Source organism: Caballeronia sp. LZ065, assembly GCF_031450975.1.
Classification (GTDB): Bacteria; Pseudomonadota; Gammaproteobacteria; order Burkholderiales; family Burkholderiaceae; genus Caballeronia.
Map to the genome: position 1 here is coordinate 1,404,501 of NZ_JARUXV010000004.1, position 22,435 is coordinate 1,426,935.

The 22,435-nt window shown below is 62.4% G+C and carries 21 protein-coding genes; 8 read left to right on the top strand and 13 right to left on the bottom strand.

Annotated features, from left to right (window positions below; genetic code table 11):
- Positions 1-621 precede the first annotated feature (621 nt).
- The 5 genes from QCE63_RS32985 (at position 622) to QCE63_RS33005 (ending at position 4,130) form a co-directional block, all read left to right on the top strand.
- A complete protein-coding gene (locus QCE63_RS32985) occupies positions 622-900 on the top strand; it encodes a type VI secretion system tube protein Hcp (protein ID WP_309839014.1) in 279 nt (92 codons plus the stop codon).
- Positions 901-1,113: 213 nt separating this feature from the next.
- Positions 1,114-1,524 carry a DUF3592 domain-containing protein gene (locus QCE63_RS32990; protein WP_309839017.1) on the top strand — a complete coding sequence of 137 codons (411 nt, stop codon included), beginning with the start codon at positions 1,114-1,116 and terminating at the stop codon, positions 1,522-1,524.
- The gene (locus QCE63_RS32995) at positions 1,517-1,987 is read left to right on the top strand and encodes a hypothetical protein (protein WP_309839019.1); all 471 of its coding nucleotides are present in this window, start codon (positions 1,517-1,519) and stop codon (positions 1,985-1,987) included. Before QCE63_RS32990 ends, QCE63_RS32995 begins: the two co-directional genes overlap by 8 nt.
- A gap of 614 nt (positions 1,988-2,601) precedes the next feature.
- Positions 2,602-3,690 (top strand): hypothetical protein, encoded by a 1,089-nt coding sequence (locus QCE63_RS33000; protein WP_309839020.1) that lies wholly within the window; start codon positions 2,602-2,604, stop codon positions 3,688-3,690.
- A complete protein-coding gene (locus QCE63_RS33005; protein WP_309839022.1) occupies positions 3,687-4,130 on the top strand; it encodes a hypothetical protein in 444 nt (147 codons plus the stop codon). The genes QCE63_RS33000 and QCE63_RS33005 overlap by 4 nt, the downstream gene beginning before the upstream one ends.
- A 296-nt stretch (positions 4,131-4,426) precedes the next feature.
- On the opposite strand, the gene QCE63_RS33010 is transcribed toward QCE63_RS33005, so the two are convergent.
- Complete coding sequence (locus QCE63_RS33010) at positions 4,427-5,374, bottom strand: choline ABC transporter substrate-binding protein (RefSeq protein ID WP_309839024.1); 948 nt, start codon at positions 5,372-5,374, stop codon at positions 4,427-4,429.
- Positions 5,375-5,411: 37 nt separating this feature from the next.
- Positions 5,412-6,956, bottom strand: a complete 1,545-nt coding sequence (gene betC, locus QCE63_RS33015) for a choline-sulfatase (protein WP_309839026.1) — start codon at positions 6,954-6,956, stop codon at positions 5,412-5,414.
- Positions 6,957-7,081: 125 nt separating this feature from the next.
- Here betC and QCE63_RS33020 point away from each other — a divergent pair, with 125 nt between their 5' ends.
- Entirely contained in the window at positions 7,082-7,993 is a 912-nt protein-coding gene (locus QCE63_RS33020; RefSeq protein ID WP_309839028.1) for a choline sulfate utilization transcriptional regulator, read from the top strand.
- 119 nt (positions 7,994-8,112) lie between these two features.
- A complete protein-coding gene (purU, locus tag QCE63_RS33025) occupies positions 8,113-8,988 on the top strand; it encodes a formyltetrahydrofolate deformylase (protein WP_309839030.1) in 876 nt (291 codons plus the stop codon).
- On the opposite strand, the gene QCE63_RS33030 is transcribed toward purU, so the two are convergent.
- The 4 genes from QCE63_RS33030 to QCE63_RS33045 are packed head-to-tail and all read right to left on the bottom strand — an operon-like array spanning position 8,985 to position 11,727.
- Positions 8,985-9,854 (bottom strand): DMT family transporter, encoded by an 870-nt coding sequence (locus QCE63_RS33030; protein ID WP_309839031.1) that lies wholly within the window; start codon positions 9,852-9,854, stop codon positions 8,985-8,987. The genes purU and QCE63_RS33030 overlap by 4 nt on opposite strands.
- Before the next feature lie 40 nt (positions 9,855-9,894).
- The gene (locus tag QCE63_RS33035; RefSeq protein ID WP_309839033.1) at positions 9,895-10,281 is read right to left on the bottom strand and encodes an NUDIX domain-containing protein; all 387 of its coding nucleotides are present in this window, start codon (positions 10,279-10,281) and stop codon (positions 9,895-9,897) included.
- 10 nt (positions 10,282-10,291) lie between these two features.
- On the bottom strand, positions 10,292-11,026 hold the full coding sequence (locus tag QCE63_RS33040) for a hypothetical protein (protein ID WP_309839035.1): 735 nt from the start codon (positions 11,024-11,026) through the stop codon (positions 10,292-10,294).
- Complete coding sequence (locus QCE63_RS33045) at positions 11,023-11,727, bottom strand: TIGR00730 family Rossman fold protein (RefSeq protein ID WP_309839037.1); 705 nt, start codon at positions 11,725-11,727, stop codon at positions 11,023-11,025. Before QCE63_RS33045 ends, QCE63_RS33040 begins: the two co-directional genes overlap by 4 nt.
- 76 nt (positions 11,728-11,803) lie before the next feature.
- On the opposite strand from QCE63_RS33045, the gene QCE63_RS33050 reads away from it, so the two are divergent.
- On the top strand, positions 11,804-12,736 hold the full coding sequence (locus QCE63_RS33050) for a LysR substrate-binding domain-containing protein (RefSeq protein ID WP_309839040.1): 933 nt from the start codon (positions 11,804-11,806) through the stop codon (positions 12,734-12,736).
- Positions 12,737-12,785: 49 nt separating this feature from the next.
- Here the strand turns inward: QCE63_RS33050 and QCE63_RS33055 are convergent, their stop codons facing one another.
- The 7 genes from QCE63_RS33055 to QCE63_RS33085 all read right to left on the bottom strand — a co-directional run bounded on the left by QCE63_RS33055 (position 12,786) and on the right by QCE63_RS33085 (position 22,388).
- Positions 12,786-13,640: a glycine betaine ABC transporter substrate-binding protein gene (locus tag QCE63_RS33055; RefSeq protein WP_309839042.1), complete on the bottom strand. Its 855-nt coding sequence runs from the start codon at positions 13,638-13,640 to the stop codon at positions 12,786-12,788.
- Positions 13,641-13,803: 163 nt separating this feature from the next.
- The gene (locus QCE63_RS33060; RefSeq protein WP_404990216.1) at positions 13,804-15,042 is read right to left on the bottom strand and encodes an FAD-binding oxidoreductase; all 1,239 of its coding nucleotides are present in this window, start codon (positions 15,040-15,042) and stop codon (positions 13,804-13,806) included.
- 33 nt (positions 15,043-15,075) lie between these two features.
- Positions 15,076-16,374: an aromatic ring-hydroxylating dioxygenase subunit alpha gene (locus tag QCE63_RS33065; RefSeq protein ID WP_309839043.1), complete on the bottom strand. Its 1,299-nt coding sequence runs from the start codon at positions 16,372-16,374 to the stop codon at positions 15,076-15,078.
- 101 nt (positions 16,375-16,475) lie between these two features.
- Positions 16,476-17,234 (bottom strand): electron transfer flavoprotein subunit beta/FixA family protein, encoded by a 759-nt coding sequence (locus QCE63_RS33070; RefSeq protein WP_309839045.1) that lies wholly within the window; start codon positions 17,232-17,234, stop codon positions 16,476-16,478.
- A complete protein-coding gene (locus QCE63_RS33075; RefSeq protein ID WP_309839047.1) occupies positions 17,231-18,394 on the bottom strand; it encodes an electron transfer flavoprotein subunit alpha/FixB family protein in 1,164 nt (387 codons plus the stop codon). The genes QCE63_RS33070 and QCE63_RS33075 overlap by 4 nt, the downstream gene beginning before the upstream one ends.
- Before the next feature lie 4 nt (positions 18,395-18,398).
- Complete coding sequence (locus tag QCE63_RS33080; RefSeq protein WP_309839049.1) at positions 18,399-20,309, bottom strand: (Fe-S)-binding protein; 1,911 nt, start codon at positions 20,307-20,309, stop codon at positions 18,399-18,401.
- 15 nt (positions 20,310-20,324) lie between these two features.
- Positions 20,325-22,388 carry an NADH:flavin oxidoreductase gene (locus QCE63_RS33085; protein ID WP_309839050.1) on the bottom strand — a complete coding sequence of 688 codons (2,064 nt, stop codon included), beginning with the start codon at positions 22,386-22,388 and terminating at the stop codon, positions 20,325-20,327.
- Between the last annotated feature and the right edge of the window lie 47 nt (positions 22,389-22,435).

Below are 22,435 nucleotides of genomic sequence, written 5' to 3' on the forward strand. Positions count from 1 at the left end.
CTCTGCTCGTCACGGCATGCACGAAGCGGGGTTCGCATTGCGGTCACGTTGCAGTGTCCGGGTCGACGCCCGAAGCCAAATTGATCGCGGCTCGCTCCGACCGCAAACTCTCATCACCCACCGTACAGCGGGCCGGAGCTCCTGATGAGCGCGCGTGTGAACGCTGGTTCAATGACGGGCCGAATCGATGCACTTGAGAAGAGTCAAGTACGCTTGGTCCCGCACGATCAAAAGACGATAACGCAGTGCACGAACGCAGTCGCGCGCATCGCCATGAACAAGCCAACGGCGCGCTTCGAGCTTGTGTCGCTGGATGCCTGAGATCAAGGTTGAACGCCTTAGATAAGTTACAGCCAAGACCTGCTTCACATGGTGCGCGATCCCGGGTGATTCGCACCGCCCTTTTCTTTCAAGGCTGTACACCTTCCCTTGACCATCATGCTCGTTAATTGGTAGTACCTCATCGCGCCGCTCCATGACGTGAACAGAGCAAAGCGATTTCATCAATTGACCGAGTAAGCATCAGATTTATCCAGTTCTCTTGCCGTGTTTATTACCTTACGATCACCACACACAAAAATTCTGCCCATCCAGAACGAACATTTCTAAGGTACGAAACACATGAGCAACATTTTCTTGAGCATAGGTGAAGTAAAAGGCGAATCAGCTGTTATCGGTCATGTGGGTGAAATTGAAGCACTCAGCTGGGGATGGCGACTGACTCAAGCGACCCGGGTATCGTCGTACTCGGAAGGGCGAAAAGCCAGCGTCGATAATCTTTCGTTCGTCCCATCGCGTCAGTCTCGCGTCAAACGGGCTCATGTCCATGCTATTGAAGTCGACCGTGGCGCAAAAAGCAGTGTTATCTCTCCGAAGCCAGGACGCTCAGGCGGCAACTGAAGGACTCGTCGGCAAACTCGTTCCCCCGCTCGATTTCATGACGATCACCATGAAGCACGTCATGGTGCATGACATCCGCCCATACGGCTCCGCTTAAGGTCACTTCGAAGAAGTCTTTTTGTCTTTCGCTGAATTCAAGCGCGACTACATACCCACCGCCATGGGTGGCGCCGTGGGCGGCATTGCATCGGTCTCCTATAACATCGGCCTGGCATGAAGATCAAAAGACCCAAACCCAATTGGTACACCGTTGCGGGGGGCGTCGCGGTCCTGCTGTTGCAGACACCCTTCATCCCTTCAGCGTACGAGTTCCAGACTCAATCCGTCACGGCGCTGGGCGAGGTGGTCCGGCTGAATGCCGGCGGCTTTCATCCGGAAGTAGTGTTCACCACGCAGAGCGGTGAGCGCATCTCGATCGCCGGGAGTAGCCGTTATCCAACCGAGGTGGGCGACAGGATCGAAGTGCGCTACATGCCCGACACCCCGAAGTTGGCGAAGATCAATCAGATCGAGAACATTTGGGGCATTGAGATTTACATCACGGCATTCTCCGCCATCTTCATCAACGGTGGCTTGTTTGGGATGCGGGCTTACTTGAACCGGCAGGCGGAGAGCGATGCTTAAAGAAAGCTTGTGGTCCTATGAGACATCGGGCGCCGTCGGCGGCACGTTTGGTGATCTTGCTCTATCGAGCGGGCCGTTCATCCTGAAAAGCCCGGAAGGCATTTTTCACGCTTATCGATATCGCGGCTTTGGTCCAGGACTGGGCGTAACAAGACGCGTACCGGAGCAGATACGTCTGCCCGACTTGAAACTGCCGCGGGGCAAGACCGGGAGCGCGACAGGCAGCACCGCCGACTTTCCCGGACGAGGCTGGGTGTTTCGCCTTCACAAGCCCGAACTCAAGCCGCGTGACTTCGAAGGCTTCACGCTCTTTGCCGACGCCTCTGCCGGCCTCCTAATCGCGGAAGGCGTCACGGGTTTGATTGTGGGCATCAGCGAAAAAGCCCTCGTGCCCTGGATATTCGCGCCCGGACTTTTCGCCCACGCCATCGCTGCCAGTGCAAAGAGTTTCGTGCTTCTTTAAGGGCAAAGCGAGGGCTTGATCGATGGCGGCGGGATTGGCTTCATGGTGGGCCACGTGTCTTATGTGGGCCTATGCTGAAAAGCGATTTCGACGAGAAGACATTCAAGCACCCGCACCACACACAATTTCACAAGCCGAAACACTCAATAACGTACGAGATCGTCTTATTCTGTCTACGCCTGCTGCTTGGTCGATTGGAATGGGTGAAGAAGCTTGAAGCGAAGTAGAGCACGCGTCCCGTTCGTGCTGTACGAACGAACGCGCTTAGTCCCGCTCATCCCGCTCGGGGTGAATGTCGTTCGTCTATGGGCGATGCATGGCGCGGTCAGCAAAAGGGCTTGACGCAAGGTACGCCTCCCCGGCACGGCTCTACGCTTACGGCTTCTGATGTTATCGCTCGTCAAGTGCGTGTACTTGGAGGTCTGCTCATGCGCTTTTCACTTCACAAAGCCAAAAAAAGAATGATTGACAGCAAAGCGATCCTGAAACGCGTCTCTCGCCACGCTTGAGGATCGCATCATCATCGCTATTGTTCAAATTGCGGATGGTGCGCATTTGTTATAGCACGCTCCGGCCGCGTTAATACCCATCCACCGACCCAACGGGAATACGAATTGACGAACGAAGTGTATCTCCGAGATATCGGCTTCATCGTACGCCGGCGTCCTGACTACCTGAGTTTAAGCTACGAAGAACTTGGCAATCGATTCCATGCCGAATTGTTTCTGGATCGGCGCGCGGAATGGTCAACCAACTTGTTCATCATGCCCGAGTTGTCCGCGCTTATCGGCATACACGGGATGGCTGGCTTCGACGCCTGCGAAGACATCGAGCGCGCGGTTCGCTCAGGTGAATTGCAGGTTGAATTGAAGGAGCCCGAGCACACCTTCGTGGGCCGCGAGGTATTGCCCCCGCCGCCCCGCGCTCGCACCTACACGCCCGAGCAGCTATGGCCACGGGCCGCGCCCGACGCGGCACCCATGAAGCTCAAAGCCATGGCAGCACGCCTCGATTGCTCTTATCTCGATGGCTCGCGTCGTCGCATCGACGCACCCGCCGAGTTGTACAAGCACGTCAACCCCGTCACTGCTTCATCGGTCGATCGAGTGACCTTCGATTTTCCGGGCGGGGGGCCAAGCCCCGCCTTCCTGAAAACGGCTCACGTCCACGGGCGGTCCGTGGATGTCTTTACGCCGCTCGGCAAGCCGCCTGAAGGATATGCCCTTCCAAGCGGCGATAGAGTCATCAAAGGCTTGGAAGTCCTTGCACCACAGCAAACCAAGGATTTGACGAGGGTTTCATTGAATACGCAGATGAATCCTGAAGACGCCTATTGGGCCACGAAATATGGAGAGGCCGGCTTCTCCTCCGGCGCGACTGCGGAAATAGAACAAGGCGTCGCGATCTTCCCATGGAAGGATTGGCGCGACATCCCGCAAGAATACGTGGATAGCACCATGAGCCATGAAACCGGGCATCTATGGAGTCAATCGCTATGGAAGGATGGATCGAAGAAACAGGCATGGCTCGACGCAATGGCAAGCGATGGAAAAGCGCCTTCCGATTATGCTCGCCGCAACGAGAACGAGGACTTCGCCGAATCCGTGAATATGTACTTTTCGAGTCTCGGCTCTCCCTGCGAAGAGAGGGGCCGGGAAAAATATCCGGCGCGTTACCGCTATTTGGATCGACACTCGAAATGAAGCGAGTCACGACATTAGCCGCAGCTATCTTCATGCTCAGCGCCTGCGCGAGCACCGTTATCTCAAGCACATCGCATATGAACCGAGCCGATTTTCCGGGTGCACAAGATGCATCTCAACCCCATCCGGGCACGATCACGATGAAGTACAAGTGGAACGGCAGCACCGAAGAAATGCGCGCCGCCGATTACCCGGATTTCTTCACCCTATACTGCTACAACATCGAAGGCAACAAAGTGAAAAGGAGTGAGGCTGCATGGTGCATTCCTGTTACCGAGGTTGAAACGGACTCTTTCGATAAGCAAGGAAAGCCGGCTGATCCGCACACTGCGGAGTTCATCGAAATCACTGTGTACGGTCCGGGCCATACGTTCCTCAAGCACATCACCGGACAGCCCCGTTCGTGGAGCGTCAACCCACGCCAGCCGCCTGCAAAGTGAAGGCATAAAAAAACCCGCGTCGATGGCAAGAACCAAAGACGCGGGTGAGGCAGATACCTAAGCTTCACAAGTGCCTCTTAGAGGCGCACGGTAAAGAGATATTCGAAGCGTGGCGGGAAACCGTCGCACCAGCATGGATCAGCGTCATGAGCGCCCCCACGCCGATCTCGTCGCGTCGGCCGTCACGTGACGACCCATCGCCTGACCTGCCGGAAACTGCGGGCCTGCCGCTGAAGCGCCCGAGTGGCCTTGCGGCGAAACAGACCGATCCGCCCCGCACCCGGAAAAAAGCCCGCTTACTTCACGCCCAACGCCGTCTGCACCGCTTCGAGGCCATTTCCGCCGCTTGCGGTCGTCACGCCATCGAGCCAGGATTTAAGCAACTCGGGATGATGCTTCAGCGCGTCGCTGGCGGCTTCATCGACATGGGTCTTCTTCTCCAACACCTCGGTGATGACGCCGTTCTCGAGATCCACATTGAAGGCCATCTGCTTGAACAGGCGTCCGAGATTCGGACACTGCTGCTCGTAGCCGCTGCGCGCCACCGTATTGACCGTCGCGCCACCGTAGTTCGGACCGAAGTAGCGGTCGCCGCCGTCGAGATACGCGAGCTTGAACTTCGTGTTCATAAGATGTGGCTCCCACGCAAGAAAGACGATCCACTTCTTGTCACGCAGCGCACGCTCGACCTGCGTGAGCATGGCGGTCTCGCTCGACTCCACCACCTTCCAGTCGCCCAGCCCAAAAGCCTTGTCGTCCACCATGCGCTTGATGTTCTGATTCGCGGGCGCGCCCGGTTCGATGCCATAGATGCGGTTATCGAACTTGTCCGCGTTCTTCGCGAGGTCCGCGAACGAATGCACGCCCGCCGCGGCCACGTAATCCGGCACGGCGAGCGTGAACTTCGCATTCGACAGATTCGGCCGCACCACTTCGATCGACTTCTCCTCGAAGAACGGCTTCACGAGCGGCGCTTGAGCGGGCATCCAGTTGCCGAGGAACACATCGATCTGTCCTTTCTTCAAGCCCTGATAGGTAATCGGCACCGACAGGTTCGCGACGTTCTGCCGATAGCCCAGCGCCTTGAGCACGATGCCACTCATTGCATTGGTGGCGTCGATGTCGGTCCACCCCGGGCCAGCCATGCGCACCTGCGTGCAGGACTGCGGCTCCGCGGCGAATGCGTGAGATGCCACGCAGGCGAGCGCGGCGGCGAAGAGCGCGTGGATGAAGCCCTTTTTCATGATGGGTCCTGTCGTAGGTGGAGAGAAGAGGAACACGTCAGCGCTCGACGGCCGGAAAACGCGCCATGGCTTCGAGATCGTCAAGGTCGATATGGTTGCGCATGTAGCGCTGGCTCGCATCCACGTGCGGCTGCCAGTCCCATGACTGGATGGTGCCGCGCGTCGTCGCCGCAAAGTGGAAATGACGGCGGCGCTGGCTCGTCAGCACGTCCTGATGCAGCGCATCGAGATTCCAGCGGCGCGCGATCTCCGCGCGGAACTCGGCCACGAGCGAAGCGTGGCGTTCCACGTCAGCGAGATTGGTGCGTTCGAGGGGACCGGAATGAACGTCGTACAGCTGGTCCGGATCCACGCTGGAATGGATGAACTTGTAGCGGCCCCGCCGGATCATGACAATCGGCGCGATGGCCCCTTCCGCGAGGTACTCGCCGGTCGCCTCGTCATGCCCGCCGCTGCCCTGCAGATGCGGCACGAGGCTCTGGCCGTCAACGCTGTCGGGCCATGCTTCCGGCCCGGTCACGGCCGCTCCGCGCGCCAGTTCGACAAGCGTCGGCAACACATCCAGATGCGACACCGACTCCGTCACGCGACGCGCGTGGAACTGCTTCGGCGCGTGCACGATCAGCGGCACGCGGCAACCGCCTTCGAAGAACGTCATCTTGTACCAGAGGCCGCGCTCCCCGAGCATCTCGCCATGATCCGACGTGACGACGATGATCGTGTCGTCCGCGAGTCCCGCCTGTTCGAGTGCTTCGAGTATCGCCGCAAACTGGTCGTCCACGTAGGACACCGCGCCAAAGTACGCGCGCCGCGCATTGCGGATCTGCCGTTCGGTGGGCGGCGTGCGGTCCGCCTCGTACACATGGCGCAGGCGCTTCGAATGGGGATCGCTGGCATCGAGTGAATCCCGATACGACGGCATGTCGATGTCTTCGTCGCGATACAGGTCCCAGTATTTGCGCGGAATGGCGTAGGGATCGTGCGGATGCGTGAGCGACGCGACCATCATGAACGGACGCGCGTCCCGGCCCGCGTTGCGCTCGCGGGCGATATCGAAGAGTTTCTGGCGCGTGGTGAAGGTCACTTCGTCGTCGAAGTCGAGCTGATTGGTGCGCACGCACGGACCCGCATCGATCACCGAGCTCATGTTGTGATACCACGTCGGGCGCGCTTCAGGGTTTTGCCAGTCGGGCGTCCAGCCGAAATCGGCGGGATAGATGTCGGTCGTGAGACGCTCCTCGAAACCATGCAACTGATCCGCGCCGCAGAAATGCATCTTGCCGGACAGAATCGTGCGATAGCCTTCGGCGCGCAGGTAATGCGCGAAGGTCAGAGTTTCGGACGGGAACTCGGCGGCGTTGTCGTACGCGCCGATGTTCGAAGGCAGCTTGCCCGCGAGAAGCGAAAAGCGCGAAGGCGCGCACAGCGGACTTGCGCAATAGGCCGACTCGAACACGACGCCTTCGCGCGCAAGTGCGTCGATGCGCGGCGTCTTCGTGACTTGGTTGCCATAGGCCGACAGCGCAAACGGCGTAAGCTGGTCGGCCATCAGTACGAGAATATTTTGTTTCGTCTCAAGCATGAAAGCGTGCCTCGAATAGAATCCACCACAGCAGGCGTTGGTTGAACAGCGGTTGAATATCACTATTGCCGGTCAATTCGCGGCTGTGAAGACAGCAAATCGTTATGCGCCCATAAGGAGGGGTTATGCCGCGGCCGGATCGTCTGCCGCCCATGCAGGCGTTGTTGATGTTCGAATCCGCCGCGCGCCTCGCGAGCTTCACGGCCGCCGCGCGCGAACTCGGGTCCACGCAGCCGGCGGTGAGTCAGCGCGTGGTGCAGCTGGAGGAAGCGCTCGGCGCGGCGCTGTTCGAGCGCGGGCATCGGGGCGTCACGTTGACGGAAGACGGCGTGCGGCTGTTCGAAGCCGTGCGCCAGGGGCTCGATGTGATTCGCACGGCCACGGCGGACATTCGCTCGCGGCGCGCGCAGCGCACGCTCACGCTGGCCACCGACTTCGGCTTCGCCACCTACTGGCTGATGCCGCGCCTGCCGCAGTTCAAGGCGCTGATGCCGGATGTTGATGTCAAGATCACCACGTCGCAGAGCATGCCGAGCGCAACCGGTCAGCACGCAGACGTCGTGATCGTGTTCGGCGATACCCAGGCGGACTGGAGCCCGCGCCGCGCCGTGAAGCTGTTTCCCGAGTGCGTGATGCCGGTGTGCAGCCCGGCGCTGTTGCACAAGGTCCAGGCGCCGCGCACGCCCGCAGATTTTCTGGCGCTGCCGCTGCTGCATCTTGAAGCCACGCATCCTGAGCGCTGGCTCTCATGGAGCGCCTGGTTCGAAGTGCATGGCCTCGCCGCGCCGCCCACGCAGGGCGGCTTCACGTTCAACAGCTATGCGCTCGTCACGCACGCGGCGGTGATGGGTCAGGGCGTCGCGCTCGGCTGGGCGCCGCTCGTGGACGAGCTGATCGCCACCGGCCAGCTGGTGGCGCTGCGCGACACCCCGCTCGTCACGGAGCGCGGCTACATGCTGGTCACGCCGCGCGAGCCGGCCGCGGCGGTGCGGGCGTTCAGCGATTGGCTGCTCGAGGAATGCGACGTGGGCGTCTGACGTTTTTGTACTAGCTGCGCGGCGCGTGGCTTCTATCGTTCAAACCCCGTCTTTTGCTCTACTGATGCGCACGCTCGCCGTATTTCGCGGCGCGGCGATCATCCGAATGTGGAGCACGCATGGCAGCCGATTCCCGCTTTGATCAACTGGTGCTTACCGTTTCGTGCCCGAGCGCGGCGGGGCAGGTGGCCGCCATTGTCGGCTTTCTGGAGCGGCATCACGGGTATATCGACGAACTCAGCGTCTTCGACGACGACCTGAGCGGACGCTTCTTCGTGCGCTGCGTGTTCCATGGCGCGCGACCGGACGAGCTGCTGGATCTGGCCATGTTGCAGCGCGAGTTCGAGCCTATTGCCGGGCGCTTTTCCATGTCCTGGGCGATGCACGACCTGGCCGTGCGGCCGAAAGTGTTGCTCATGGTGTCGAAGCTCGAACATTGCCTCGCGGACCTGCTGTTCCGCTGGCGCATGGGCGAACTGAAGATGGATATCGTCGGCATTGGGTCCAATCACCCGGACCTTGCGCCGCTGGCGGAGCAGCACGGCCTGCCGTTCCATCATCTGCCGGTCACGGCGGAGACCAAGGCGCAACAGGAAGCCCGCTTGCTCGATCTGTTCGATACCTCCGGCGCCGAACTCATGGTGCTCGCGCGCTACATGCAGATTCTCTCGGGCGAGACGAGCCGCAAGCTGAGTGGGCGGGCCATCAACATCCATCACTCGTTCCTGCCGGGATTCAAGGGCGCGAAGCCCTATCATCAGGCGCACACGCGCGGCGTCAAGTTGATCGGCGCGACCGCGCACTTCGTCACCGACGACCTCGACGAAGGCCCGATCATCGAGCAGGAAGTGGAGCGTGTGGATCACGCCTACAGCCCGGAGCGCCTGCTGGCAACCGGACGCGACGTGGAATGCATCACGCTGGCGCGCGCGGTCAAGGCGTTCATCGAGCGGCGGGTGTTCATCAACGGCGAACGGACCGTGGTGCTGCGCTAACGGCGCGCAAGCTTGCGTGCCGCGCGCAACGCAAAAGCGCCATGTGCCGCCAGCGCCATCACCACCACACTGCCGCCGATGACGGCGAAGCGTGTCGGCGTCTCGCCGAGGAACGCCCAGATCCAGAAGGGTCCGAGCACGGTCTCGATCAGCAGGAACAAACCCACCTGCGGCGCCGGCAGCACGCGTGCCGACGCCGCGATCATGCCCAATGCCAGCGGCACGACTATGGCGCCTTCGAGCGCCATCAGAAGCATCTGGCTGCCATTCGGAAAGACTGCACGCGGCACGAACGGCAGCAGCACCACAGCGGCCAGCAGTCCGCCGAACGCCGGAGCAAGCGCCAGGTCGCCGCAGGACCGCCGCGACAGCAGCAACGCCGCGGCCATCAACAGCGCAGTGGCCAGCGCCAGTGCATCGCCTGCGCCGATGGCCGCCCGCGTGGAGAATGACGGCCACACGACCGTGACCACGCCGAGCAACGCGCAGGCGCACGCGAGCCAGGTCGTGCGCGGCGGCCAGTCCTTGAAGAACACGCCGGCGCCGAGCGCGGCCCAGAGCGGCGCCGTCGCGATGAGCGTGAGCATGTTCGAGATATTCGTCATCATCGCGCTGAGGACGAAGGTGACGGAGGACAGGCCATAGCAGACGATGACCGCCCGTGCGGCCCAGCCCCTTGCGACGGTTCGCCAGCCGGAGCCGTGCCGGAACAGCGTGACGACGACGCCGGCCAGCAGCATCAGCAGGCCGCGCGCAAACGCCATCTGGAAGGGGTCGCCGTGAATCAGCCGCAGCAGCAGAGTATCGACGCTGAGCAACGCCGCGCCGAGCGAGGCCAGCAGGAGGCCCTTGCCGGGCGAGTCCATCGCTGCCACGTTCCACACACGACCACGACGCTCCGCCGCTTCATGCATCGATGAGATCCCGCCGCACGAGTTCGGGGATCACGCACTCGGCGAATACCGAACCCACCGGCAGCAAGGGAGCGGCCGCGATCCAGCCCAGTTCCTCGATCTCCGCATGCGGCAGGCACACGCCATCCACGGACGTGAGCCACGCATGGATACGAATGGCGTGCTCTTCACCTGCCGCCCGCCGTTCATAGGTGCCGAACGGCTCGGCCTGAACGAGTTCCACGCCGAGTTCCTCCCGCAACTCCCGGCGCAGGCAGTCGAGTTGCCCTTCGGCTTTTTCCATCTTGCCACCTGGAGAAATAAAGGTCGATGTGCCGCGCTTGCGCACGACGAGCAAACGTCGATTCTTCACGATGATCGCGGCACACTTTTCGATCATGTCGCCCGGCTCAAAGGTTGTTGGTGATCGCGTCGCGAATGTTCGCCGTCCGCGCTTCGGCGCCACGACTCAGTCGCAGCGTGTGATCGTCGTGGCCCGTCAACAGGTTGATGATGTCGCGACAGAGCGGCTCCTTTCTCTGCAGATAGGCGAGCACCGTTTCGTCCGAAGGCTCGGTGAAACTGTCGGCAAAGATGGAAATGCCTTCCAGGGACTTGGTCGACAAGCCGATCAGCAGAAGACGGTACTTGACGTCATCGACCGATCTGGCGATTTCGTAGATTGGACTGTGATACGTGATGCCGTATTCGCGCATGAGGCCGACGAAGTAGTCCTTTGCCACCCTGCGTTGCTCGGGGAACTCGTCCTGATAGAGCGCGATGCCGTCGTTGATGACCTCGATGCCGTTGCGCAGGCAGAAGTTGACGACATGCGCATGAATGGCGATTTTCTCGCCCAGCAGAACGAGGTTCTTCCGGTCCTGAACGATGTCGGTTTCAAGCGTTGCAATGGCGATATTGCGAAACGCCCCGCTGATGTCCTCCACGACATGCCGCACCACCAGGTCGCCGAACCTGCGCTTCAGTTCGTCCACACGATGGGACAGAATCTCGCGATGGATGGAACAGCCGCTGTTGGCGCTGAAGAGGTGAACCGGAATACCCTGCAGCATCAGCAGGCAAGCGGCAAGCGTGCTGTCGCGCCCCCCGGTGAACATGACAAGTTGAGGTGCGAGTGGCTTCATGGCAAGGCTCCGTCGGTTACCTTCAGGGCGTGCGCGATCCTTCGCGCACGGATCCCTGCGCTGATCCCTTCAATGACAAATTTCACGACTTCGTCTGCATCATCGAAGAGGCCGACGCTGTCGATGTCTTCCTGATGAATGAAACCGGCCGACAAGGGCTGCTCGCGCAGCCATGCGATCAGCCCGCGCCAGAAGGCGCGATCCACCAGCGCGACCGGTTTCGATGCAAGCTTGCCCGTCTGGATCAGCGTGAGCATTTCGAACAGTTCGTCGAGCGTGCCCATGCCGCCGGGCATCACGACATAGGCGTCCGAACACTGGCTGAATGCAAATTTTCGCGTGAAGAAACGATTGAATGTCAGTGAGATGTCCTGGTCCCGCGTATCGAGCGGTTCGAACGGAAGCCTGATGTTGAAACCAATGGCTTGCGTCCCGCCGGCGCGCGCGCCTTCCAGCGCCGCGCGCATGATGCCGGGACCGCCGCCCGAGATGACAGACAGGTCCTCACGCGCGAGTTTCCCGGCGATCAGCCTCGCCATCTCGAAGTGGCGGGAACCCGGTGCCGCGCGTGCGCTGCCGAAGATGCTGACCGCGCCGTTCAGTCTGCGCGACAGCTCATGCACGCCGCGCAGCTCGTTCAGTACTTCGCGATACACACATCCTCCGGTGGCTGACAGCAGATCGTTCAATGCTAAGATCATATTTCACGATCATTCATCATCCTAACTAATAATTTTAGCGGCCCCCGTGAATAAAATTGACAACCCAACGAAGCGAATGCCCACCCTTCGCGCCTTACTGAGTTTCGAAACGGTGGCTGGGTTTTCGAGTTTCTCGAAGGCCGCTCAATCGATCGGCATGACGCACGGCGCAATCAGCCATCAGATGCGAACGCTCGAAGACTGGCTCGGCCAGCCGCTCTTCGATCGGCACAGCGGCGGCGTGCGGCTCACGCGCAACGGCGAGCGTCTGAAGCAGGTCTGCAAGGACACCTTCGCCGCGCTGGAAGAAGGATGCCGGCAGATCAGGGAGGATCAGGCGGCGCAGCGGCTCTCCCTAGGCTGCTCCACCACCTTCCTCGCGCAATGGCTGCTGCCGCGTTTCGAAGCCTTTGTTCAGCAGCATCCGGCACTGGCGGTGTGCTTCCAGACGCGTGCCAATTTTGATGCGTTGCTGGACGGTTCCGTCGACGTGCTGATCCTGAGCGGGCAGCCCCGTGCATCGGTGGGCGGCGTGACGGTGACGCACCTGGCTTCGGAGCGTATCGGTCCGGTATGCGCGCCAGGCTGGCCGGACCCGCCCGTTGCGCCGGACCGGATGCTGGATCTGCCGTTGTTGCACGCATCGTCGAAGCTCAATGCGTGGAGCGAGTGGGGCGAAGCCCATGGCGTCGGCCTCGACGTGTCGGGCGGCGCGGTCTTCGAGTCGCTGACGCTCTCGGTGGAAGCGGCCAAGGGCGCACTCGGCTTTGCCATCGCGCCTGAATTCCTGGTGCGCAGCGAAATGGAAAAGGGCACCTTGATCGCTCCGCTGGGCTTTCATCCGGTGGATCGCGAAACCTGGATCTACACGCGCGATCCCGTCAGGCAACCCTCCAACGTGACGCCCTTCGTGACCTGGCTTCTCGAAACCGAACGCAACGCACAGGATCGCAGCGGCGGTGACCTTCACGCTCCCGAAAAAACCAGTGGCCCGATCAGCGCAAGCTGATCGGGCCACTTCGATTGCAGCGAATGATTGCAGCGAAAATCCGGAAGACTTACTGGGTCCAGGAATTCACACGGTCCGCGTGCGCGCTGATCCACGCATCGGCGGCGGCTTGCGGCTTCTCGCCATTCTGCGTGGCCAGCATCACGCTGTCGATCTCACCCGGCTTCCACTGGAATTTCTTCAGGAAGGCCACCACGGTCGGCGCTTTCTTTTCCAGTTCCGGATTCACGACGTTGTCCACGTGCTCGGATTCGCCGAATACCTTCTTCGGATCTTCAAGGAACTTGAGCTTGTACTTCGCGAACATCCAGTGCGGCTTCCAGCCCGTCACGATGATCGGCTTGTTGGCGGCTTCCGAGCGCGCCAGTTCCGCCGTCATCGCCGAACCCGAGCTGGGCATGAGCCTGTAGTCGAGGTTGTAGGCCTTGATGGCTTCGCTCGTCTTCTGCATCACGCCCGCGCCCGCGTCGATGCCGACGATGCGCGAGTCGAATTCCGCCTTCTTCGCTTCGAGGTCGGACAGGCTGCTGACGTCCACGTTCTCCGGCACGATCAGGCCGATCTTCGCGTCCTGGAAGTTCGGCCCGAGATTGACGACCTTCGACTTGAAGTTGTTCCAGTACGCGCCGTGCGTGACCGGGAGCCAGGCGGACAAGGTTGCGTCCAGATCGCCGCGCGCGACGCCCTGCCACATCACGCCCGCTGCCACCGGCACCAGTTGCACCGGATAGCCCAGCTTCTTCTCGATGATGCGCGCGGCGACATTCGACGTCGCGACGCTGTCATCCCAGCCCTCGACGTAGCCGATCTTGATGGTTGGCTTGTCAGCGGCGTTTGCCCCCAGGCTCGCTGCGAGGGCAGCGGTCATCGCCCCCAGAACGAGCTTTCTTCTCATCGCTTTCATTCGATTTCCCCTTAAGCGGCCCCACGCCGTGTAGCGTCAAGATTCACCAGCCAGAATTGACCCGTAACGCGCTTTTCCGACATCGACTTGTCCAGAAACGACGCTCCTCCCTGCCCTCTCCCCGATACGGGCCTGCCCGAGGAAATCCGGTTCGTGCTCGTGCTTACTTGTCGACGACGAGATCGCTCAACGGCTTGCTGCAACAGAGCAGCACCATGCCTTGATCGATCTCGCGCTGACGAATGCCGCCCGCATGCTTCATGCTGACTTCACCGGACACCAGCTTGACCTTGCAGGTGCCGCACATGCCTTGTGTGCATGAGGAAGGCAGACGGACACCGGCCTTCTTCGCGGCATCGAGCACATGTTCGTTGCTGCCGCATTCGATATCCCGGCGGCTCTTGGCGAAGTTCACCTTGTAGCGTGTGTCGACTGGCGCGGCGACGGGCTCTACCGCAGGTTCTATTACGGGCTCTACCGGCGCCGGAGCAAACCCCACCGCCTGCTCGCGCGCTTCCACGAAGTCCGTGTGCGTGGCGAGTGCATCGGCGACATGCGCCGTCGTCAGTTCGGCCGCTACTTCCTCGATCACGCCGAACGAAAAACTTTCTTCGTGATAGTGCTTGCGATCGAAGCCGCCTTCGTCGAGCAGATCGCGCACCGCCTTCATGTACGGCGCCGGTCCGCAGGTGAAGACCTCACGTTCCAGATAATCCGGGGCGATCAGCTTGAGCAGCGGCAGGCTCAAAAATCCTGTCACACCAGGCCAGCTGGTACGCGCGCCGACGCGCTCGCAGACAAACGACGCACGGAAGTTCTTCTGATTCGACGCGATCAGTTCCAGCTCGCGCGCGAAGATGATGTCGTCCGGCGTGCGCGCGCTGTGGACGAACACGATGTCGGCGTCCTCGACGAGTTCGTGATGGGCACGGCTCATCGACATCAACGGGGTGACGCCCGAGCCCGCCGAGAGGAACAGATACTTGCGCGCCGGATGCCGCGCGCAGGTGAACTCGCCCGACGGCCCGAGCACCCTCACCGTGGTGCCCGCGACGACCGTGTCATGCAGCCAGTTCGACACCTTGCCGCCCGGCACGCGCTTCACCGTGATGGAGATCGTGTGCGGCCGTGTCGGCGCCGAAGAGATGGTGTAGCAACGGTTGATCTGCTCGCCGTCGATATCGAGTTCGAGCGTGATGAACTGACCCGGTTCGAACACGAAGGCGCGTTCGCCCGGCGCCTTGAAGAAGAAGCTCTTGACGTCGTGGGTCTCCTGCCGGACGTGACAACAGACGAGCGTCTCGTCGGTGTCGCAATCCCAGCGCGCCGGCAGCGCGCCCCAGAATTGCGGCTGGGTGACTCGGCTGTCGGTCGGCTCGAACGTGGCCTGATCGCGCATCATGCTTGACTCCTGCTCGCTGCTCGGGGTGCGCGCTTAGCGCATGAAGGAAACGACTTTCTCGCCGTGCGCCGCATCGACGCCGTGGGCCGGCGTGTTCGCGTAGTCACCCAGGCGATTGATGTACCACTCGCAGAACTTCTCGACGAGACCTTCCGTGAACGGAGAATACGGACCCGGCTCATACGCGTTGCTCGTGACGCCGAGCTGCGAATACTCGACCAGCGTGCGGTCCTGATCGTTCGTCGCGCGCCACACGGCGGTGAGATTGTCGACGTCGTAGTCGATGCCTTCGCGCGCATCCTTGTGCACCAGCCATTTCGTGCGCACGACGGTTTCGCCGGCCGACAGCGGAATCACACTGAACGTGACGATGTGATCGCTCATGAAGTGGTGCCAGGAATTCGGCTGCGTCCAGAACGACAGGCCGCCCAGGTCCGCGCGCTCGAATCCGCCCAGCAACTTCTTCGACGCGACCTTCGCATCGAGCGTCTGCGATTCGCCGTCGCGGTCGAGCGGCAGGCGCTGCGTGCGGAAGCCCGTTACGAGGTCCGAAAGACGTTCGATCTCGGCGGACGGCAGGCACATCGCTTCCCATTGCTTCGTGCGTTCTTCGACGGTCTTCTCGAACGCGGCCATGCCTTCCTCGTTGGCAGGCGAGCGTTGATAGCCGAAGCCGTATTCATACAGCGAGATGGTCAGCTCGGGATGGTTCGCGACGCAGTGATAGCACTCGCGGTTGTTCTCCATCGTGAGCTTCCAGTTGCCTTTCTCGACGATGTCGATGCTCGCGGCAATCTTCGTGTCCTTGAGTCCGTGCGGCGCGAGATACGGCTCCATGGCTTCGCGCATGACAGCGAAGTCGACGGGCGGTTCCTCGGCGAGGCAGATGAAGATCAGGCCCGCGAGATTCTGCACGTGCACCTTCTTGAGGCTGTGTTTGCAGCGGTCGAACTGGTCGCCCATGTGCTCGGCGAACATCAGGTCGCCCGAGAGGTTATAGGTCCAGCTGTGATACGGACACACGATATTGCCGAGCGAACCCTTCTCCTGATTGCACAGGCGCGCGCCGCGATGCCGGCAGACGTTATAGAACGCGCGGATTTCCATGTCGTCGTCGCGCACGATCAGGATCGAGTCATTGCCGATCTCGACCGTCGTGTAATCACCCGGTTCGGGAATGTCCGGTTCGATGGCGACCTGGATCCAGGTCTTGCGGAAGATGGCATCGAGGTCGAGCGCGTGAACGTCCTCGCTCGTGTAGAACGGCGCCTCGAGCGTATGGCCCTTTTTGCGGCGTTCGATCATTGCGCGAACGTCTGCCGAAACTTTCATCGTGTGCTCCGTGTGCGTCACGTCTGGTGCCCCGCCACACACCTTTGAACGCGGGCTGCTGCTTGTTGCTGCTTGTTGCTGCTTGTATGGGGTCGAAAAAATCAGTAATCGACCAGTTGATGCTCGCGCAAATACGCCAGTATCACTTGTGCTTTTTCGACAGAACTTCCTTCAATTACGACGCTGCCGCCACGGCTTTCCGTGGTCGTCGCGGACAGCATGCGCGAGTGGCCCGAACGCTTTTCGGGCGCGGCCAGTCTCTTCGGTTTGGCGCCGGCCGGGCGCACCGTCCAGGCCGCTTTTTCCTTGTCCGCCGCCACCGCCGATGCAACCGGCGCAACATGTCCTTCACGCAGGCGTGCATAGGCATAGCGCGGCACGGCATTGGCGAGCGGATGCACGGCGACGAGCGCGGGCAACGGCGCGCGCACGCGGCGGCGCAGGCCCTTCGGCATGAACTGGCGCACTTCCACGCCGTCCGGCGTCACGGCGACATCCACGGCCGCGCCGACCAGCGGCAGATTCAGTGCATCCGCCAGCTTGTAGGGCAGCGTGCCGCTGTCATAGGCGCCTTCGGCGCGCGTGCCGGTGAACACCAGGTGATAGCCGGCGAGCCGCTGCGCCAGCGCGGAGCAGGCATCGCCCTCGGTGTTGAGCACTTCGACCTTCGGCGCGCCGAGCGCGAGGTATTCAGCGAGCGCCGGATTGGCGGGATCGCCGGCGTGGAGCACGTCGAGCTGTGCGCCCTGCGCTTTCGCGATGCCGATGGCAATGGTCAGCGCGGCGGCATCGTTGCGGCTGTAGCGCGCGGTGCCGCTGACGGGATGACGCCCGGTGGATACGAGAACGGCGATCTTCACGCTGCGACTCCTTCCGCGACGGACGCGGGCTGCACGACCGGCGTGCCGCCAGCCCGCGCCGACCGCGCGGCGGTGGCCGCATCGGTCAGCGCCTTGATGGTTTCCTGCGTGTCCGCGACGATGGTCAGGTTGGCGCGCTTGGCAATTGGCGCGCTGGCGTCGAGATTGACCGCGATGACATGGCGGCAATCCTTGATGCCCTGCAAATGCTGCACCGCGCCCGAAATGCCGAACGCGATATACACGCTCGCCTCGACGGTCTTGCCGGTTGCGCCGATCTGCTTGTCGCGCGTGAACTTGCCGTCGTCCACGGCCACGCGGCTCGCGCCGATCGCCGCGCCCAGCGTGCCCGCGAGGGCCTCGAACGCGGCGATGTCGGAGACGCCGTTGCCCGCCGACACGATGAAATCCGCTTCCTCCAGCGCGACCTGCGCGGCATCCATTTCCTCGATGCCGAGATCGACGAAGACACTCGCCTTCGCCGCCGGCACGATGCCTTGCGCGGGCACCGCTTCACCCGCGCCGACGAACGGCAGCCGCGCATCCACCGCATTGGCGGCGAGCAGCACGACGTCGGGCAGGTCGCGCGAGGCGATTGCACGGCCCGCCTGTGCGTAGGACGCGACATGCGACGCATCGAGCTCGACCACCTGCGTGGCGATCGACGCATCGGCGCGCGCGGCGTAGCGGCGGCCCAGATCGCCGTCGCCGGTGGCGTTGTCGGGCATGAAGATGCGCACCGGCGCAAAGTGCGCGACGCAGGCCGTCAGCGCCCGCACTTCCTCATCGGGCGCGAAGTTGCGCCGGTCGAAACCGGGCAGTTCGATATAACGGTCCGCGCCGAGTGCGGCGGCATCGTCCTTGAATTCGCCGAAGGCAATCAGCACGACTTCGGTGGCGCCGTCCGCGAGCAGCGCGGCGGCGGCCAGCGTCTGACGCGCGTGATCGTCGAGCGCGCCGCGGTCCGTGTGCGCGGCGACGAGCAGCGCGCGCGTTGCGGCCTGCGTCATGCGGCGCGGCTTGGCGGCATCCTTATGTGCGCCGTGCGTGAACTGCAGCATGGCGCCGTTGCCGATCTCGCCCAGCGTGATCCGCTTCAGGCCCGCCGCCGTGACGATGAACGGCCGACGGGGATCGATTCGCTTGATATCGTTGTTCATCGCTTTACTCCAGCGCCGCCGCGACCAGTTCCGCCACGTCCAGCACTTCAGGACGCGGACCGACCACCCCTTCCAGCATCGCCGTGCATTGCGGGCAACCGACCGCGACCACGTCTGCGCCGATCGACCGTGCATCGGCGATACGGATGTCGGGGATGCGCTGCTTGCCGGGAATGTCGGTCAGCGGCGCGCCGCCGCCACCGCCGCAGCAGCGCGCGCGCATGCCGTGGCGTTCCATCTCGACGACCTTGATGCCGATGGTCTTCAGCAGCTTGCGCGGCGCTTCGGTCTCGCCGTTGTAGCGGCCGAGATAGCAGGGATCGTGATACGTGATCTTCTTGTCCGCGAGCACCGCGGCGGCCTTCGGCGTGAGCTTGCCGCTCGCGACCAGTTCGGCCATGAACGCGCTGTGATGCTGCACTTCGTAGTAACCACCGAGTGCGCGATACTCGTTGCGCAGGCTGTGCAGCACGTGCGGGTCGGCGGTGACGATGCGGCGGAACTGATACTGCGACAGCGTGTTCATCAGCTTCGACGCGCATTCCTGGAACGTGGCTTCGTCGCCGAGACGCCGGGCGGTGTCGCCGGTATCCGTTTCCACGCCGCCGAGCACCGCGTAATCCACGCCAGCCTTGTTCATCACCTTGGCGAGTGCACGCAGCGTGCGCTGGTAGCGCATGTCGAAGGCGCCTTCTCCGGCAATCAGCAACACATCGACCGGACGTCCTGGCTGCGCAACCTGCACCTGCAGATCCACCGACCAATCGTAACGCGCGCCGATGTCATAACCGTTCTGACTGCCGGTTTCGCGCAAGTTGGCGAGCGTGATCGGACCCTTGCCCGGCACGTCACCTTCCACGAGCGTCTGGTTGCGGCGCATGTCGACGATGGCATCGACGTGCTCGATCAGCATCGGGCACTCCTGCACGCAGGCGCGGCAGGTGGTGCAGGACCAGATCGTGTTGGCTTCGATCATCTGCGAGATCAGCGGCTTGCCCGGTCCGCCCGAATGCTTGCCGACCGGAATGCCGGGCGTCGGACTGCCCGCGTATTGCGCATCCGATCCGCCGACCATGCCCGTCACGAGATCCTGAATCAGCTTCTTCGGGTTCAGCGGCTGGCCGGAGGCGAACGCCGGGCACGCGGCTTCGCACTTGCCGCACTGCACGCAGGCATCGAAACTCAGCAGCTGGTTCCAGCGGAACTCCACCGGCTTGCCGACGCCGTATTCCTTCGCCTCCAGCACGGGCTTCTTCAGCGCCGTGGGCGGCACGACTTCCCGTTCCGTATGCGCCTTGAAGCGTTCCTGGCGCGGATGAAACGCGAGATGCAGGAGACCCGCCATCGCGTGCTTCATCGGACCACCCTTCGCCGCGCCGAAGGTCATCGTGTAGGCGCCGGCCGCCACCAGCAACGCGACGATGATCGCCAGCGCACCCGACATCCACGACGCCGGCAACAGCATGAACAACGCGAGCCCCGCCGCGAACGAGCCGAGCAGCAGCGGCAGGCTGTCCCACGGACCATGCGACAGCCGCGCGGGCACGTCCTTGGCGCGACGGCGCTTCCACACGAACACCGCACCGACGAGCATGATGATCGCCGCGATGAAGATCAGCCTGTCGAGCCAGGGCGAGTAGATTGCAAGGCCGTAGTTGATGAAGACGAGCGCCATCGCGAGGATCGCGCCGCCGGCGGTGGCGACGTGCGTCCTGGCGATATACGGATCGCGCGACACGACATGATGCAGGTCCACGAAATAGCGCTTCGGGATGGTGAGCAGGTTTGCCCAGCCATATGCGCCTGCCGTCGTTGCGCGGCCTTCGCGCCAGTAGGCCGCACGCTTGAGCAGTGCGAACGCGAGGCCGGCCATCGAGAGCCACAGCAGCACGGTGATGACAAACACGGGGTTCATCGTCCAATACCCTCGTCAGAAGTCTTTGCAGAGGCGCAGCGAATCGTAGATCGCGCTGTGGATGTTGTGCATCGAGATGCAGTCGCCGACGCGGAACAGCAGGAAGCGTCCATTGCCCAGTTCTTCCGACAGCGACGGCTGCGGTTCCGAAGCGAACAGCGTGTGCATGTCAATCTGACCGCGATTGAGCGACTCAGGCTTGAGCTTCCAGTAGATGGCATCGTTCGGCGTGATGCCGTTCTCGATCACCACCTGATCCACAGCCCGCTCTTCCTGCTCCTCGGTGTACTCGTTGCGGATCACGGCAATCTTCTTGCCGTCTTCCTCGTAGACCTTGTCGAGCCAGTAGTTCGGCGTGTGGATCACGCCCTGCGCGTACAGGCGGCGGTAGAAGATCGGGAACGTGGTGCCGCCGGTGTCGTCGGCGACCTTCACATCGGGCGTGACGATCTCGACCGTGTTGCCCCGTGAAGCGATGAAGTCCGCGACGCCTGCACCCGCATGGGTCGACACGCCGTCGTAGACGAGCACGTTCTTGCCCGGCTCGACCTTGCCTGAGAGAATGTCCCACGAGCTCACGGCCAAACCTTGCTCGACGCCCCATGCGGGAACCTGATCCGTGAACGACGAACCGCCTGTCGCGAGCACGACGATGTCGGGCTTTTCCGCCATGATCATCTTGTCGTCGGCGGCGACGCCCAGACGGCGATCGACGCCCAGACGCTTCGTCTCCATGTCGAACCAGCGCACGATGCCCGCCATCTGCTCACGCTGCGGCGCTTTGGCGGCCAGCATGATCTGCCCGCCGACATAGTCATTCTTCTCGAACAGCACGACATCGTGACCGCGCGAACGCGCCACGCGCGCCGCCTCGAGTCCGGCCGGGCCCGCGCCGACCACCACGACCTTGCGCTTCGGTCCGCGCGTCTTTTCGATCACATGCGGCATCGTCGCTTCGCGCGAGGTCGCTGCGTTCTGCACGCACAGCACGTCGAGGCCGTTGTACTGGCGGTCGATGCAATAGTTCGCGCCCACGCACTGTTTGATTTCGTCTTCGCGGCCGTCGCGGATCTTGATGACCATATGCGGGTCCGCAATCTGCGCGCGCGTCATGCCGACCAGATCGACCATGCCGTTCGCCAGCAGCCGTTCTGCCTGGCCGGCGTCGCGGATGCTTTGCGCATGCATCACAGGCAGCTTGACGACCGACTTGATGCCGGCCGCGAGATGCACGAACGGCTCGGGCGGCAGGGCCATCGGCGGCATGCAGTTGGCGAGCGTGTTGTGCGTATCCGCGCCCGACCCGATCACGCCGACATAGTCGATCAGACCGGACTCGGACATGGCCTGTGCGATTTCCTTCAGGTTCTCGTGCGAGAGACCATCTTCATGAAACTCGTCGCCGCACATGCGCAGGCCGACGCAGAAGTCCGCGCCCACGGCCTCACGCACGGCTTGCAGCACTTCCCGACCGAAGCGCAGGCGGTTCTCCAGCGAACCGCCCCATTCGTCCGTGCGGAAGTTGGTGCGCGGGCTCCAGAACTGATCGATCAGATGCTGGTGCGCCGCCGAGATCTCGATTCCGTCCATGCCGGCATCCTTCACGCGCTTCGCGGCGGCCGCGAAGTCCTGAATGATGCGCTTGATCTCTTCGACTTCGATGATCTTCGCGTTGCCGCGATGGACCGGCTCGCGCACGCCCGAGGGCGACATCAGATGCGGCCAGTGTTCACCATGCCACGCCGAGCGACGGCCCATGTGCGTCGCCTGGATCATGATGAACGCGCCGTGCCGGTGCATGGCTTCGGCGAGCCGTGACAGCGGGTCGATGACCTTGTCGGTCGAGAGGTTTACCGACTTCCACCAGCCTTGCGGGCTGTCGATCGACACCGGGCTCGAGCCGCCGCATACGGCGAGGCCCACGCCGCCCTTCGCCTTTTCCTCGTAGTAACGGATGTAGCGGTCCCCGGGCAGGCCGCCCGGCTCGGCATAGACCTCCGCATGCGCGGTGCTGACGATGCGGTTGCGCAGGGTCAGCTTGTTCAGCTGAAGAGGCTTGAAAAGGTTCGGATAACGCATTGCGATCGACCTCGGGGTGGCTCAGTGTGGTGACGTCTGCAAAACCT

Excerpts from the sequence above, each read along its gene's own strand:
- QCE63_RS32985 (WP_309839014.1), top strand. The coding sequence starts at position 622 with ATGAGCAACATTTTCTTGAGCATAGGTGAAGTAAAAGGCGAATCAGCT.
- QCE63_RS32990 (WP_309839017.1), top strand. The coding sequence starts at position 1,114 with ATGAAGATCAAAAGACCCAAACCCAATTGGTACACCGTTGCGGGGGGC.
- QCE63_RS32995 (WP_309839019.1), top strand. The coding sequence starts at position 1,517 with ATGCTTAAAGAAAGCTTGTGGTCCTATGAGACATCGGGCGCCGTCGGC.
- QCE63_RS33005 (WP_309839022.1), top strand. The coding sequence starts at position 3,687 with ATGAAGCGAGTCACGACATTAGCCGCAGCTATCTTCATGCTCAGCGCC.
- QCE63_RS33010 (WP_309839024.1), bottom strand. The coding sequence starts at position 5,374 with ATGAAAAAGGGCTTCATCCACGCGCTCTTCGCCGCCGCGCTCGCCTGC.
- betC (WP_309839026.1), bottom strand. The coding sequence starts at position 6,956 with ATGCTTGAGACGAAACAAAATATTCTCGTACTGATGGCCGACCAGCTT.
- QCE63_RS33020 (WP_309839028.1), top strand. The coding sequence starts at position 7,082 with ATGCCGCGGCCGGATCGTCTGCCGCCCATGCAGGCGTTGTTGATGTTC.
- purU (WP_309839030.1), top strand. The coding sequence starts at position 8,113 with ATGGCAGCCGATTCCCGCTTTGATCAACTGGTGCTTACCGTTTCGTGC.
- QCE63_RS33030 (WP_309839031.1), bottom strand. The coding sequence starts at position 9,854 with ATGGACTCGCCCGGCAAGGGCCTCCTGCTGGCCTCGCTCGGCGCGGCG.
- QCE63_RS33035 (WP_309839033.1), bottom strand. The coding sequence starts at position 10,281 with ATGATCGAAAAGTGTGCCGCGATCATCGTGAAGAATCGACGTTTGCTC.
- QCE63_RS33040 (WP_309839035.1), bottom strand. The coding sequence starts at position 11,026 with ATGAAGCCACTCGCACCTCAACTTGTCATGTTCACCGGGGGGCGCGAC.
- QCE63_RS33045 (WP_309839037.1), bottom strand. The coding sequence starts at position 11,727 with ATGATCTTAGCATTGAACGATCTGCTGTCAGCCACCGGAGGATGTGTG.
- QCE63_RS33050 (WP_309839040.1), top strand. The coding sequence starts at position 11,804 with ATGCCCACCCTTCGCGCCTTACTGAGTTTCGAAACGGTGGCTGGGTTT.
- QCE63_RS33055 (WP_309839042.1), bottom strand. The coding sequence starts at position 13,640 with ATGAAAGCGATGAGAAGAAAGCTCGTTCTGGGGGCGATGACCGCTGCC.
- QCE63_RS33060 (WP_404990216.1), bottom strand. The coding sequence starts at position 15,042 with ATGATGCGCGATCAGGCCACGTTCGAGCCGACCGACAGCCGAGTCACC.
- QCE63_RS33065 (WP_309839043.1), bottom strand. The coding sequence starts at position 16,374 with ATGAAAGTTTCGGCAGACGTTCGCGCAATGATCGAACGCCGCAAAAAG.
- QCE63_RS33075 (WP_309839047.1), bottom strand. The coding sequence starts at position 18,394 with ATGAACAACGATATCAAGCGAATCGATCCCCGTCGGCCGTTCATCGTC.
- QCE63_RS33080 (WP_309839049.1), bottom strand. The coding sequence starts at position 20,309 with ATGAACCCCGTGTTTGTCATCACCGTGCTGCTGTGGCTCTCGATGGCC.
- QCE63_RS33085 (WP_309839050.1), bottom strand. The coding sequence starts at position 22,388 with ATGCGTTATCCGAACCTTTTCAAGCCTCTTCAGCTGAACAAGCTGACC.